Raw genomic sequence first — 13,884 nt, 5'->3', positions numbered from 1 at the left:
TCCTAGGTGAGGAAGCTCTTGAGCTCGAAGACGAGTTTGCGGATGTGACCGGAGATGACCGGCGTGCCCAGGTCCTTGAAGCGTTGCCGGAACCAGGGGTTGACGCTCTGCTGGCCCGAGCTGTTGACCGAGCCGACCGGGATGAACCGCACCCCGGAGCGGTGCACCGCCTCGATGCCGTCGAACAGCGGCTGGGAGCGGTTGAACTCGTAGAAGTCCGAGATCCACACCATGACCGTGTTCTTCGGCTCGACGATCTTGGGGCGGGCCAGCGCCATCGCGACCGGGCCGTCGTTGCCGCCGCCCAGCTTGGTGCGCAGCAGCACCTCGAACGGGTCGTGCACCCACGGCGTGAGGTCGAGCGCCCGCGTGTCGTACGCGATCAGGTGCACGTCCACCTTGGGCAGGCCGGCGAAGATCGACGCGAGGATCGTGCAGTTGACCATCGAGTCGACCATCGAGCCCGACTGGTCCACCACCACGATCAGCCGGGCCGGCGTGACCCGGCGGGCCGTCTGCCGGTAGTAGAGCCGGTCGACGTAGAGGCGCTCGTCCTCCGGGCTCCAGTTGGTCAGGTTCTGCCAGATGGTGCGGTCGAGGTCGAGGTTGCGGTAGACCCGCTTCGGCGGCACGGACCGGTCGACGACGCCGACGCTGGTCTGCGCGACCTGGGTACGCAGCACCTCGGCGACCTCGTCGACGAACCGGCGGATGAGCGCCTTGGCGTTGGCCAGGGCCACCCCGGAGAGGTTGGCCTTGTCCCGCAGCAGCTGCTCGATCAGCGACATGCTGGGCGTCAGCCGGCTGGCCAGCACCGGGTCGGCCAACACCTCCCGCAGGTGCATCCGGCGGACGAGGTCGCCCTCGATGCCGGCCAGCACCCCGCCGAGACCGTCGCCGCCGCCCTGTCGGCGCAGCCCGCCGGGCTCCATCCCGAGGGCCTGCTCGAACCAGCCGGCGTCGGACTGCCACCGGGCCAACTGGCCGGCGTCGACCGCCCCGTGGCCGGTGGCGAACACGTTGAGCAGCAGCTTCGACACCAGCGCGGCGCGGCGTACCTCGGCGGCGCCGGGCGCACCCGGCGCACCCGGCGGCCCGTCGCCACCCGCCTCGACGGCAGGCTCGGTGGCAGGGTCGGCGTCCGGCGTGTCGGCCTCGCCGGACGCCGCAGTGCTGGTGACGCCGGGCGCGGGCCCGTCGGGCGGCTCGGGAGCCGACGCGGCGGCCCCGGAAGCCGGCTCGGCGGGCAGGCCGCCAGCCGGCGTGTCGGGAAGGTCGGCGGCCGCAGGGGCGTCGGGCGTCGGGGTGAGCAGGCCGCGCAGCTCGTCGGCGACGGCCGGGAAGCGCTGGACGACGGTGTCCACCGACACCGCCGGATCCAGCAGGGCGGCCGGCAGCCCGAGGTCCTTGACGACCGCCATGCTGGCCGACTCCAGGGTGGGCTGCTCGTCGGGGTCGAAGAGCCGGGCCAGCAGCCGCCAGTAGAGCACCTGGCGCCGGTTGGAGTCGGCGAGGTCCGCGGGGGTCGGGGAGTCGTTCATCGGCGCAGCAACCGTCCCGCGCGCTCGCGCAGCACCGCCACGGCGTCGCCCGCCTTGGCCTCGGCCTTGGCGATCTTCGGGTCGGTGACCCCGCCCGCCCAGTCGCCGGTGTGCGCCTCGACCGGCTGGCGTTTGACGGTGGCTTGCACCGCCAGGGGTTGCAGCGACCACCGCCCGTCGTCCCACCGGATCAGGCCGAGGCACGCGGACGAGGCGGCCACCAGCTCGGGGGTGAGCGGTCCGCAGGACGGCAGCCGGTCGACGGCGACGGCGATCGGCTGGCCGCCGATGTCGAAGGTCGTCGTGCCGTCGTCGTCACCCACGGTGTAGCCCTCCACCAGCACGGGCTCGGCGATCCCGACGGGGTGCCGCTCCAGGGGCGCCGGTGCTGCCGCGACGGCCGTCGGCAACAGGACCCGGGCGGTGGCGAACGGGTCGGCCGGCTCGCCGGGTCGCACCCGGTCGTCGTGCCAGAGCAGGTCCGCCCCGTGCAGCGGCAGACCGGTGACCGTGAGGCTGCGCCGCTCGGCCAGCGCGGCCAGCAGCACGGGATGGGCGTCCAGCAGCCGCCACAGCGCGGGCCCGACGATCGTCTCCACCTTGACCGCGCCGACCGCGCAGCGGACCAGCCGCGGCGGCCCGCCGTCTGCCGGTTCGAGGATCGCGTGCACCTGCGCCTGCACGGCGGTGTCGTGCTCGTGCACGTCGACGCCGAGCACGAGCAGCCGCCCGGAGACCTCCTCGACGGCGGACGGGACGGACGCAGCCGCCGGGTCCTGGGCGAGCAGCACGCCCCGGGCCCAGAGGTCGGCCCAGCGCCGCAGCGGCGGCTGCGCCATCGTGGCGACCGGCACGCAGGCGCGCAGCTCGGCGGCGAGCCCGTCGAGCAGCACCGCCAGCCTGCGCAGGCCGGGCTCGGCGAGGGCGGCCTCGACCGGCGCCCCCGCGGCGGCCACCAGCTCGTGGTCGACGCCGCCCCACCCGGTCACCGCCACCTCGTGCAGCCAGGCGCGGGCGCCGACGCGGGCCCCGGACCCGGTGCCCGGGGCCTCGACCGGGCCGGGAGCCCAGGAGGCGCGGGCCCGACCCAGCGCGGTGTCGAGCTGCCCGAGCAGCGCGTCGTGGGCGGCGCCGAGCAGCGCGCACCGGGCGCCGGCGAGGGCGAGCAGGTGTTCCTCGGCCACCGAGCCGGCGGTCACCTTGGCCACCGCCTCGGCGAGCCGGTCGCCGAGCGGGGTTGCGGTCAGCGCGCCGGCCAGGGCTGCCAGCGCGGCGGCGTCGGCCTCACCCACGCGGGCGAGGCCGCGCAGCAGGGCGTCGTCGAGGCCGGCGACCAGGTCGAGGGCGTCGGTCAGGCCGGTCGGGGCGCCGTCGCGCAGGACGGCGAGCTGCGTGCCGAGCATCAGCGGCCCGCCCCGGTGGCCGGGAACCAGTGCAGCTCGGGCAGCGGGACCGCGCTGCCGGGCAGCTCCAGGTAGGACAAGTGGCGCAGGAAGCGACTGAACACGACGGCGGCGGGGGTCGGCTCGTGCCGCCCGTCGAGGGCGGCCAGCAGCTCCCGGGCCGTGTCCACCCCCGCGCCGACGTCGACCCGCAGGTAGCGGGCGACCCGGTCGGCGCCGTACTGGAGCAGTGCCTCGTCGGCCAGGGCGTGCAGGTGCTTGCACGGCACGCCGCGCAGCCCGCCGCAGGGGCGGTTGTTGTTGGTGCTGCAGTGGTAGGCGTGGGTGCCGGAGGCGATCGACGAGACGTAGACCCGGTCGACGTCCGACCCGCTGGAGACCACGCCCTGCAACCGCCCGTCGGCCAGCTCCAGGTAGGGCACCTTGGCCAGCTTGCGGGGCCGCGCGGGCGGCACCACCCGCACCGTGCTGCGCCGTCGCCACGCGGTCCGTTCCGCGTCAGCCACTGTCCGACCTCCCGTCCGCCGCTCCCGGCGCCGCCCATGACCATCCGCACGCCGGAGGGGTCGCCGGCGTCGCTGTGACGACAAGGATCATGGACCACGGGTACGACAGACCCTGAGTCGGGTTTACGGACGGTGGTCGCTGCGGAGGCCGCCGCGCCCCTATGCTTCGGACACCGACGCCGACGGGAGGCGGGATGTCACCGGTCATCGCGGTCCCGGGCAGTGCCGGTGCCACCCGGATCCACCACCTGTCACCGCGCGCCGCCGGACGCGTCCCCGTCGCCGGACACACCGGCGGCCAGTCGGTCGGCCGGGGCCGTCGGGGTGCCGCCGACGCGCGCCCCGGGGCGCGGTGTCGGGCCGTCGGGGCAGGCACCCGATGGTGTAGAAAAGGCGGGGTGAGCGCAGCGATGACGCGCGGCAGGACACACGGTCGCCGGACGGTCCACCGTGGCTGAGACCGAGCTGCCGCCACCGTCGGTGGACGCGGGGGTCGCCCTGGTGCGGCTGGGGGACGTACCGCTGGCCGACCTCCTCGCCGGCGCCGGCGACGGCGTGCTGGCCCACGTGCTGGCCACGCTCGTGGCCGGCGACGAGCCGGGCCGGCAGCTCGACGTGTCGGCGTTCGAGTCGAGCTTCTGACGTGTCCGCCGACGCCCCGACGTCGGCCGCCCCACCCCACCCTGACCACGCCCGTCCGCCGACCGGGCACGACCTTTTGGGCCCGGCGGCGGGGTCCTGCGGGTCCGCCCCGGTGGCCGGCGCGGCGCCGCCGGCCCGGGTCCGGCAGCTCGTGCTCAAGGTGCACAGCCGCTGCAACCTGGCGTGCGACCACTGCTACGTCTACCGCAGCGCCGACCAGCGGTGGCGGGAGCGGCCCCGGGTGATCGCGCCGGGCACCGTGGCCCAGGTCGCGCGGCGCCTCGGCGAGCACCTGGCACGGCACGGCCCCGACCGGGTACGCGTCGTGCTGCACGGCGGCGAGCCGCTGCTGGCCGGTCCGGCGACCCTCGACCGGACCGTACGCACCCTGCGGGCGGCACTGCCCCCCGGCGCGGCGCTCGACGTCGGCGTGCAGACCAACGGCGTGCTGCTGGACGAGGAGTTCCTGGCGCTGTGCCACCGCCACGACATCGACGTCGGGGTGAGCCTCGACGGCGGCCGGGCCGCCAACGACCTGCACCGCCGCTACCCCGACGGACGGGGCAGTTTCGCCGACGTGGCCGCCGCGCTGCGGCTGCTCGGCCGCCCACGGCACCGGTCTCGCTGGGCGGGACTGCTCTGCACGGTCGACCTGGCCAACGACCCGGTGGGCGTCTACGAGTCGCTGCTCGCGTTCGACCCGCCCCGCCTGGACCTGCTGCTGCCGCACGGCAACTGGAGCACTCCCCCGCCCGGGCGCCGGCCGGGCGGCACCGACACCCCGTACGGCGACTGGCTGGTGGCCGTCTTCGACCGCTGGTACGCCACGACGCCCCGCCGCACCGGGATCCGGTTGTTCGAGTCGCTGATCGCGCTGGTGCTCGGCGGCCGCAGCGGCACCCGGGCGGTGGGCTTCGCCGAGCCGGACGTCATGACGATCGAGACCGACGGCACCATCGAGGGCACCGACACCCTGAAGACGACCGACGACGCGTCGATGCGTACCGGCCTCGACGTCTTCCGTCACTCCTTCGACGAGGCGCTGCGGCACCCGTCGCTGGCGGGCCGGCCGACCGGTCCGGCCGCCCTGGCCGCCGCCTGCCGGGCCTGCCCGGTGCTCAGCGCCTGCGGTGGCGGCCTGTACGCGCACCGCTTCCGCGCCGGCGCCGGATTCGCGCACCCGTCGGTCTACTGCCCCGACCTCTACCGGCTGATCGACCACGTACGACGGGTGGTGGCCGCGGACGTCGACGCCCTGCGCCGCCGCGCCCTGGCCGCTCCGCCCGACGCCCCGGCCCGGCGGCCTGCCCTGGGGCGGTGAGTCGGTGGTGCTCTCCCCCGCCCAGCTCGCCGGCCTCGCCGCGGGGCACGGCGACGACGCCACGCTCGAGGTGCTGCGCGCCGGTCAGCTCGGGCGGCGGCGGCTGCTGACCGTCGCCGCCGCCCGCGCGGGCGGGACCGGTTCGCCGGCCGCGCAGTGCCTCGCCCTGCTCACCCTCGCCGAGCGGGCGGATCCGGCGGCCGTCGCCCACGTCCTGGCCCACCCGCCGGTCACCGGCTGGGCCACGGACGCCCTGCACGGACGCCCCGACGCGGCCTACCTGGCCGGGCTGGCGGGGGCCGCCGCCCTGCGCGCGGGCCTTGCCTTCACGCTCGCCGTGCCCTGCCCGCAGGGTGCGCTGCTGCTGCCCACGGTGGGCGGCGCGGTCGGGCTCGGCGCCGGCACCGCGCTCGTCCGCGGCACGGGACGGCGCTACGACCCCCGGTCGAGCGGCGACGGGCGACCCCCCCCCGGGGTGTCGGGGCCCGGGCCCGGTTGGGCCCTGCACCCCCCCCGCCGGTGGGGCGACGGGCCCCCCGGGGGCGCGGCGCGGTCGGCGGGGGCGCCGTCCCCGGGTTCGTCGGGGCCCGGGGACGGCCCTACTCCCCCGGTCCCCCGGGGGCCGGGCGCCCGCCGCCGGGGTTGTCGGTGCACGGGCCGGTTGGTGCCGTGCACGCCACCGACGGGTCGGGCGACGGGCACGCCCCGGCACGCCAGTGGCTGCCGAGCCGCCGGCTCACCCCGGGCCCCGACGCGCCCCCGACCGAGGTGCTCGTCGACGACCAGGATCCGCACCGGAGCCGCTACCACCGGCCGCCGACGAGCCGCCTGGACGACGCCACGGCGGAGCGGCTCGACCGGCTGGCCGGGCAGGCGTGGCACTGGCTGACCGAACGGCTGCCTGCGCACGCCCGGGGGCTGGCCACGCTGCTGCGTACGCTGGTGCCGCTCACGCCGCCGCCGTCCGGGCACCCGGTCAGCGCCACCAGCCGGGCCGCACTGGGTGCGATCGCGCTCTCCGTGCCGGCCGACCCGCAGACGCTCGCGCTGCTGCTGGTGCACGAGTTGCAGCACACCAAGCTGGGCGCGCTGCTGGATCTGCTGCCGCTGCACTCGCCGGGCGGCCTGGCCCGCTACCGGGCGCCGTGGCGGTCAGACCCCCGCCCCGTCGGCGCGCTGTTGCAGGGCGCGTACGCCCACCTCGGGGTGGCCGAGGTGTGGCGCTGCCGACGACACGAGGACGTCCGCTGCGCGTTCGAGTACGCGTACTGGCGGGTGCAGACCGCGCGGGCCGTCGCGCAGCTCGCCGGCAGCGCGGAGCTGACCGACGACGGGCGGGCCTTCGTGGCGGGGATGGCCGGCACCCTGCGCGGCTGGCAGCCCACCGGCGACGCGCGGGTCGAGGCGGCGGCGCGCGACGTCGCGGACGGCGGGGCGGTGCGCTGGGCGCTGGCCAACCTGGTCCCCGACGACGACGGCGTGGCGGAGGTGGCGTACGCGTGGCGGCGGGGTCGGCGCCCGCCGCCGATCGCCGCACCCGCCGTCGTGCCCGGCCCGGCCCGGCCCGCGTCGACCGGCGACACCGGCGCGGAGGCGGCGGTGCGGCGGCGGCTGCTGGCGACGACGGAGCACAGCGGTACGGGCAGCGGCGAGGCGGACGCGACGGGGCGGGTGGACCACGCCGACCGGGCGTACGCGGCGGGGGACGCCGGCGGCGCCCTGGCGGGATACCGCCGCCGGCTCGCCGGGGACCCCGGGGACGCCGACGCGCTGGTCGGGGTCGCGCTGGCCGCCGGGCGGCTGGGGCGTACCGCCGCCGCGCGGGTGCTGACCACCCGCCCCGACCTGGTCCGGGCGCTGTGCCGGCGGCTGCCCGGCGCCGACCCGCTGGCGGTCGCGACCTGGCTGGCCGACGGCCCCGACTAGCGCGCCGCCGGCCGGGCCCGGCGCAGGGCGGGCGCTCGGACCAGCCCGGGCGCTCGGAGCAGCCCGGGCGCTCAGAGCAGGCGGGCGCTCAGAGCAGGGCGGGCGCTCAGAGCAGGGCGGGCTCGATGTAGCCGTTGAACCGGTCGCGCTGACGGGCCTGGACCACCCGCGGGTTGTCGCCGCCGAACAGCTGCACCAGCTGGCCGAACGCGTCGTCGTAGAGGGCGCGACCGGCGTCGGCCTCGCTCTCGGTGGCGATCCTGCTGACCGCGAGGTTGAGCGCCGCCGAGACGCTGTCCGGGTGCTCGGCGCCGAGGGCCCGGATCAGCTCGACGTACGCGGTGGTGTCCAGCAGCAGGGCGGCGTCGCGCTCGCCGAGCGCGAACAGGTCGTTGGCGAGGTTGAGCGTGGCGAGCAGGGTGTGCGGGTGCCGCTCGCCGAGGCTGGCGAGAAGCTGGTCGCGGACCCGCTGGGCGAGGTCGAGCGCCTGGGGGTGTTCGCCGCCCTTGCGCAGGAACACGCCGAGGTTGTTGAGGCAGGCCAGGGTGATGGCGTGGTCGGCGCCGAGGACCTCGGTGTACGCGTCGCGCAGCCGCCGCGCCATCCGCAGCGCGGTCGGGTTGTCGCCCACCGCCGACCAGGTGGTCGCCAGCGCCATCTCGCAGGAGAGGGTGTCGGCGTGCTCGCCGCCGAGGGTGCGCTGGTAGCGCACCACCGTGCGTTCCAGCACCCGGTGCGCGTCGGCGAAGCGGCCGAGCTGGCGCAGGGTCAGCGCCAGCTCCTTGGCGGTACGCAGGGTCTCCGGGTGGTCGGGGCCGATGATCTTCTGCTGGTTGACGGAGGTGCGTTGCAGGACGCTGTGCGAGCGCCACAGCTCCCCGGTGTCGCGCAGCCCTCGGCCGTAGTTGCTGGCGGAGGCGAGGGTGGACGGGTCCTCGTCGCCGAAGCGTTCCCGGCGCCGCTCGTAGATGTGCTGGTCGAGCTGGGCCGCCTCCCGGAAGTGGCCGACGAGCCGCAGCGAGACGGCGAGGTTGTTCTCGGCGGTCAGCGTACGGCCGCTGTCCTCGCCGAAGCTGCGGACGCTCAGCTCCAGGGTGCGCCGGTCGCGCTGCTCGGCGTCGTGGTAGCGGCCCTGGGCGCGCAGGTCGGCCCCGAGGCTGCGGGCCGTCATCAGGGTGTAGAGGTGGTGCTCGCCGAAGATCCGCCGCTGCCGGTCGTAGACGTCCTGGTCGATCTCGAAGGCCCGGTCGAAGAGGCTCTGCGCGCGCAGCACGTTGGCCAGGTGGAACCGCATCCGCAGCTTGGTGGGGTCGTCGTCGTCGGTGTCGCGCCAGCGGTCCAACGCGTCCTCGGCCAGCGAGCGCGCGGACTCGTAGTCCCCGCGCCGGTAGAGGTAACGCACCGTGTCGGCGACGAGCTGGCGGGCCTCCTCGGCCGTCGACTCGTGCAGCGCCGAGGGACGTACGTGCGGCCACAGCTCGGCGTAGCGCGGCCAGTTGGCCGGCTTGTCCGGGTCGCGGGGGCTGGCGGCGGCGAGCAGCGACTGGGCCTCGCGGCGGGTCTCGGCGGGGTCGTCGAGCTGGTCCTTGATGACGAGCTGCACCAGCCGGTGGATGCGCACGGTGTTGTTCTCCGCGTCGACCTGGGCGAGGCCGTAGCGGCCCAGTTCGGCGGTGACCAGCCCCTGCAGGATCGGGTCGGTGAGGGTGGGGTCGAACGGGGCCATGAAGACGGCGAACCGCTCGCCGGTGAGCATCGCGACCGGGATCGGCTCCGGCGCGTAGTACGAGCACAGCTCCAGCAGGCGCGCGGCGGCGGGCTTCTCCTGCCGCAGCTGGCGCAGGGTCACCAGCCAGGTCGCGGCGAGCGTCTTGGAGTATCCGGCCGACTGCCGGCCCTCCAGGATGCGCAGCAGGCCGGGGGTGTCCAGCGAGGCGAGGTACTGCTGCACCGGCAGCGCCGTGGCCCGCAGGTAGGCCGCGCCCTGTTCCACCGCCAGCGGCAGGTCGCCGAGCTTCTCCGCGACCTGGGTCGCCTCCTCCTCGGTGAGGCCGCGGACGCGGTCGCGCAGCAGCTGGACGCTCTCCAGCCGGTCGAAGACGGTCAGCTCGGTGGCGCCCGCGTACTCGCTCCAGGTCTGGTCGCGCGTGGTGAGCAGGACGTGCCCGGGGCCCTGCGGCAGCAGCGCCCGGGTGGCCCGTGACGGCTCGTCGGCGTTGTCCATGATGATCAGCCAGCGCCGGCCGGGGCCGCCCCGGCGCAGCGCGTCGAGCACCCGCCGGACCGCCTCGCCACCGCCGCCCGCGCCGAGCCCCATCGCCTCGGCGAGGTCGGCCAGCCCGCCCCGGATCCGTTCCTCGCTGTCGGCGGGGATCCACCAGACCACGTCGTAGTCGCGGGCGAAGCGGAGCGCGTACTCGGCGGCGAGCTGGGTCTTGCCGACCCCGCCGAGGCCGTGGATCACCTGCACGCCGGAGGCGGGCGAGGCGGTCAGCCGGTCGCGCAGCGCCTCCAGCTGCGCCGCCCGGCCGACGAAGGTGGTGCCGTGCTGGCGCACGTTCCACACCGCCGGGAACGTGCCGGGGAACCGGCCGACCGCCCGCCCGGTCACCGTGTGCGCGGGTGCGCCCACCTCCTCGAGCAGCAGGGTCCGGGCGGTGCCGGCGTCGACGTCGCTGAGGTCGACCGGGGTGCGGTCGGTGTAGGGCAGGGCGAGGCGGGACTCGTCGACCCGCAGCGGCACCAGCACGCCGGTGCCGGCGACCTGGTCCCGGCTGGCGGCGGCCTTCCACGCCTCCCCCGCCAGCGGCGTGGCCGCGAAGTGCCGGGTCAGCACGACCAGCACCCGGCTGGCGGCGGCGAGCGCCCGGTCGAACTCGGTGCGGCCACCCGCGCGGACCGGCACGTCGACCGCGCGGCGGTCCACCCGCAGCCCGGCCTCCTCGAGCTGGTCGCTGATCCACTCCGCCCAGAGCCGGTCCATCGAGGCGTAGCCGACCAGCACGGTCTGCTCGGCGGTGAGCCGGGACCGCTCGAACGCGGTCAGCGAGCGGCGCCGTTCCTCCTCCGGCATCGGCTCCAGCCGGGTGACCCGGCCACCGGTCACCACCGACGCGAGCTGCTCGTACGCCGCCAGCAGGGTGCCCGCCTGCTCCGGACGGTCGCCGAACGCGGCGAGGATCTCCTCGTAGGCGTAGAACGCGCGGTAGGGCACCTCGATGGTGTTCCAGTAGCGGGCCCGCGCGGCGTCGGAGAGGTGGTCGAGGAACGACGCGAACTCGGCCCGGACCAGGTCCCGGCCGGTCTCCAGCTTGCGCAGCTCGGCGTCCTCCACCCGGGTCGGCACGGGCACCAGCAGCGGCGGGTCGTCCGGGCGCTGGGCGCGGATCGAGCGGGCCACGGCCGACGCGCCCCGGATGCTCTGCGTCGACATGGTGAAGCAGTTGACGACGGTGTCGGGCAGTTGCACGGTGCAGATGCCGGCGACGTCGCTCAGGCCCGTACGGCTGTCGATCAGCACGATGTCGTACTCGGCGCGCATCTGCGCGCGGACCGCGTCGAAGAAGGCCGCCCCGCCCTGGCGTTCGTAGAAGTTCGACCAGTCGAAGGTGCTCACCAACCGCGAGTACGCCGAGTCCTGCTGGCCGGCCGCCACGAAGTCGATCACGCCGCCGTGCGGGAACTCCCAGTTCAGCGAGACCGCCCGCCGCTGGATCTTGGCGTGCCCGGCGAGCAGTTCCTGCGGGTCGTCGCCGGGATTGCGCTGCATCGTGGCCATCGAGTAATCCCAGATCATCTCGATGACCCCGGGGGTGGCGCGCAACTCGGAGTCGCGCAGGAACGGATGGAAGTAGCGGTGCAGGCCGGGCGACTCCAGGTCCCAGTCCACCACGAGCACCTGGAGCCCCTGGCTGGCCAGGATCCAGGCCACGTTGGCCAGCGCCATCGTGCGTCCCGTGCCGCCCTTGTACGAGTAGAACGTGACGATCTGCCCGCGTGCCGCGTCGTTCACCACCATCGGCTGCCCGCCTCCATCAGGGACCTTCGAGGATCGGGCGGTGCACCGGGCCGTCCGACGGCGGCTCCTGGTAGACCGTGCCCGTACGGTAGATGCGGCTCTGGGCCACGACCAGCGCGTCCTCCAGCTCGGCGTGGAAGCGGCCGGCGGTGGCGATCTCCGGTCGCCACATCGCGGGATCGTTGCGCACCACGTGGTGCGACAGGACGCGCGCCAGGGTCTCCCACAGCCGCTGGTTGCCGTCGGCCGCCGCGTCGTCGGCGGCCGTCCAGGGCACCAGCACCGGGGTGGTGGTGTCGGGGTCGCGGTCGTAGCCGACGAGGCTCAGCTCGTAGCGCGGCAGGCCGGCCGACCAGACGTCCACGACGAGCACGACGATCTGGTTGTGCGCCCGGGCCCACTCCCGCACCTCGGCGAGGTCGACGGCGTCCTCGACCGTCCAGCCGTAGCTCTTGGTGGTGGCGACCGCCCCGGCGTAGCTACCGATCGGCGCCTCCAGCTCGGGGCGGTACGGCCGCCAGTCCCGGGCCAGCGCGCCGTAGCGCTCCTCCGCCCCGCTGCGGGTGCCGGCCAGCTCCGCCGCGCTGCCGGCGGCCAGGACGAACCAGACGTGCCGGGCGCTTGTCGAGCGGGGCGACCGGGCGGCGGACGACCCGGGTGCCGGCCGCCGGCGGGTGGTCTCGAAGGCGCTGGTGACCTGGGCGAGCACCGGCCGTCGGGCGGGCCGGAGCAGGCGGTGGTCGCGGTCGGTCTGCACGATGTGCTTGGCCAGCGCGTCGACGAAGTCCTGGTATTCGTCGTGGTGCCGGCGGCGCTGCTTGAGGGTGAGCAGCCCGTCCTGGGCGTACACGGCGCCGGCCGGGAAGTTCTTGTGCTGGAAGCCGGTCAGCGCCTCGGGCACGCGGTCGCAGGGGATCCAGCGGATCGGCAGCACGGCGGGGGGACGGCGACGGAACTCCCGCTCGTGCGCGTCGACCCGGTCGGCGAAGACCCGGAACTCGCGCCCGCAGTAGTCACTGACCACGTAGCGGGGGGAGGTCAGCGCCACCAGGCAGGAACTGGTGGCGAGGGCGTCGGCCAGCTCCTGCGACCAGGTCGCGCCGAGCGGCAGCTGCCCGTCGACGAATCCCGCCTGGTCCCAGCCCACGCCGGCCAGCCGGGCCACCGCCTCGCTGAGATCGCCGAAGAACTCCTGCACCTGGCCGTTGCGGTTGTCCTCATGGGCGTAGCTCAGGAAGAAGAGTGGCACGCCCGCCTCCGCTCACGGGTTCCACGATCGTACGGAAAGTATATGTCCGTCGATGCCAGGGTAGCGTCGTGCGGATCTTCGCACCGACCCGTGGAGAGTCGTATCCCCGACGCTTCCGCGACGGCGTCGGCGACACGCCGACCCATCATGGGTCGCTTAAATAAGGGGTGACTGATATAAAGGGTTCCGTGCACGCCTTCGACGTACTCGGTGACCCGGTGCGGCGCCGCATCCTCGAACTGCTCACCGACGGCGAGACGACCGCCGGCGGGCTGTGCGACGTGATCCGGCGGGAGTTCGGGATCTCCCAGCCGGCCGTCTCCCAGCACCTGAAGGTGCTGCGGGACAACGGCTTCGCCACCGTGCGGGCGGAGGGGACCCGACGTCTCTACGCGGTCGATCCCCGGCCGCTGCGGGAGGTCGACCGCTGGCTCGACAACTTCCGCCGGTTCTGGACGCCGCCCCTGCACGCCCTCGCCACCGAGCTGGCCCGAGGCAAGCGCGAACGGCGGCTGCGCGAGCAGCCGCCCACGACAGACGACACGACCGACCACGGGAGAGACCGATGATCGACGCGACCGAGCAGATCAACGCCGTACGCCGCCAGCTCGGCCGGCGGGTGCTGGAGGCCGGCGAGGCCCGGGTGATGACCATCAGCCAGACGTACGACGCGCCGCTGGAGGACCTCTGGGACGCCTGCACCAACGCGGAACGGATCCCCCGCTGGTTCATGCCGATCTCCGGTGACCTGCGGCTGGACGGCCGCTACCAGCTGGAGGGCAACGCCGGCGGCACGATCGAGCGCTGCGACCCGCCGAAGGCCTTCGCCGCCACCTGGGAGTTCGGCGGCGAGGTGAGCTGGATCGAGGTGCGGCTGACGCCGGTCGGGGACGACCGGACCCGGTTCGAGCTGGAGCACGTCGCGCACGTCGACCAGGAGCGCTGGGACCAGTTCGGCCCGGGCGCGGTCGGCGTCGGCTGGGACCTGGCGCTGCTCGGCCTGGCGTCGTACCTGGCCGCCGACGGCAGCGGGGTCACGCCGGAGAAGGGCGAGGCCTGGTCGGTGTCCGAGCAGGGCCGGCGGTTCGTCACGGCGAGCAGCGAGCGGTGGGGCGAGGCGAGCGTCGCCGACGGCACCGACGCCGAGGCCGCCCGGGGCGCCGCGGAGCGCACCACGGCCTTCTACACCGGGGCGCCGCCGGCCTGACCGCCCCGCCCGGCGCGGCGACCGCCCGTGCACCCGACCGCCCGGCGCGGCGGCACCGCCCGCCCCGCGCA

At 75.5% G+C, this 13,884-nt stretch carries 9 protein-coding genes and 2 pseudogenes; 5 read left to right on the top strand and 6 right to left on the bottom strand.

The window, feature by feature from the left end; all coding sequences use genetic code 11:
* Nucleotides 1-2: 2 nt before the first annotated feature.
* The 4 genes and pseudogenes from ACLQ20_RS11835 to ACLQ20_RS11820 all read right to left on the bottom strand — a co-directional run.
* A pseudogene (locus ACLQ20_RS11835) lies at nucleotides 3-1,073 on the bottom strand (vWA domain-containing protein); the annotation flags it as partial.
* 132 nt (nucleotides 1,074-1,205) lie between these two features.
* Nucleotides 1,206-1,541: pseudogene (locus tag ACLQ20_RS11830) on the bottom strand (VWA containing CoxE family protein); the annotation flags it as partial.
* The gene (locus ACLQ20_RS11825) at nucleotides 1,538-2,944 is read right to left on the bottom strand and encodes a hypothetical protein (protein ID WP_425855427.1); all 1,407 of its coding nucleotides are present in this window, start codon (nucleotides 2,942-2,944) and stop codon (nucleotides 1,538-1,540) included. The pseudogene ACLQ20_RS11830 and the gene ACLQ20_RS11825, both read right to left, overlap by 4 nt.
* Nucleotides 2,944-3,450, bottom strand: coding sequence for a hypothetical protein (locus ACLQ20_RS11820; protein ID WP_327028692.1), 507 nt, complete (start codon nucleotides 3,448-3,450; stop codon nucleotides 2,944-2,946). The genes ACLQ20_RS11825 and ACLQ20_RS11820 overlap by 1 nt, the downstream gene beginning before the upstream one ends.
* A gap of 450 nt (nucleotides 3,451-3,900) precedes the next feature.
* Between ACLQ20_RS11820 and fxsA the strand changes: the two genes are divergently transcribed.
* The 3 genes from fxsA to ACLQ20_RS11805 all read left to right on the top strand — a co-directional run bounded on the left by fxsA (nucleotide 3,901) and on the right by ACLQ20_RS11805 (nucleotide 7,339).
* Nucleotides 3,901-4,092: an FxSxx-COOH cyclophane-containing RiPP peptide gene (gene fxsA / locus ACLQ20_RS11815; RefSeq protein ID WP_425855426.1), complete on the top strand. Its 192-nt coding sequence runs from the start codon at nucleotides 3,901-3,903 to the stop codon at nucleotides 4,090-4,092.
* Nucleotides 4,093-4,204: 112 nt separating this feature from the next.
* Nucleotides 4,205-5,413 carry an FxsB family cyclophane-forming radical SAM/SPASM peptide maturase gene (locus ACLQ20_RS11810; protein WP_425855425.1) on the top strand — a complete coding sequence of 403 codons (1,209 nt, stop codon included), beginning with the start codon at nucleotides 4,205-4,207 and terminating at the stop codon, nucleotides 5,411-5,413.
* Between the two features lie 669 nt (nucleotides 5,414-6,082).
* Nucleotides 6,083-7,339 (top strand): aKG-HExxH-type peptide beta-hydroxylase, encoded by a 1,257-nt coding sequence (locus ACLQ20_RS11805; RefSeq protein WP_425855423.1) that lies wholly within the window; start codon nucleotides 6,083-6,085, stop codon nucleotides 7,337-7,339.
* A 106-nt stretch (nucleotides 7,340-7,445) separates the two neighbouring features.
* Here ACLQ20_RS11805 and fxsT read toward each other — a convergent pair whose 3' ends face one another.
* Together fxsT and ACLQ20_RS11795 are read right to left on the bottom strand one after the other, a co-directional pair.
* Nucleotides 7,446-11,357, bottom strand: a complete 3,912-nt coding sequence (gene fxsT / locus ACLQ20_RS11800; protein ID WP_425855421.1) for an FxSxx-COOH system tetratricopeptide repeat protein — start codon at nucleotides 11,355-11,357, stop codon at nucleotides 7,446-7,448.
* Nucleotides 11,358-11,373: 16 nt separating this feature from the next.
* A complete protein-coding gene (locus ACLQ20_RS11795; RefSeq protein ID WP_358119851.1) occupies nucleotides 11,374-12,606 on the bottom strand; it encodes a TIR-like protein FxsC in 1,233 nt (410 codons plus the stop codon).
* 188 nt (nucleotides 12,607-12,794) lie between these two features.
* Here ACLQ20_RS11795 and ACLQ20_RS11790 point away from each other — a divergent pair, with 188 nt between their 5' ends.
* Together ACLQ20_RS11790 and ACLQ20_RS11785 are read left to right on the top strand one after the other, a co-directional pair.
* Complete coding sequence (locus tag ACLQ20_RS11790; RefSeq protein WP_132234872.1) at nucleotides 12,795-13,175, top strand: ArsR/SmtB family transcription factor; 381 nt, start codon at nucleotides 12,795-12,797, stop codon at nucleotides 13,173-13,175.
* Nucleotides 13,172-13,813: an SRPBCC family protein gene (locus ACLQ20_RS11785; protein WP_425855419.1), complete on the top strand. Its 642-nt coding sequence runs from the start codon at nucleotides 13,172-13,174 to the stop codon at nucleotides 13,811-13,813. The genes ACLQ20_RS11790 and ACLQ20_RS11785 overlap by 4 nt, the downstream gene beginning before the upstream one ends.
* The last annotated feature ends 71 nt before the right edge of the window (nucleotides 13,814-13,884 follow it).

This window comes from Micromonospora sp. DT46 (assembly GCF_049841735.1).
Lineage (GTDB): Bacteria > Actinomycetota > Actinomycetes > Mycobacteriales > Micromonosporaceae > Micromonospora > Micromonospora reichwaldensis.
Note: the sequence above shows the minus strand (reverse complement) of the source record. Positions and strands in the feature narration are given on the sequence as shown.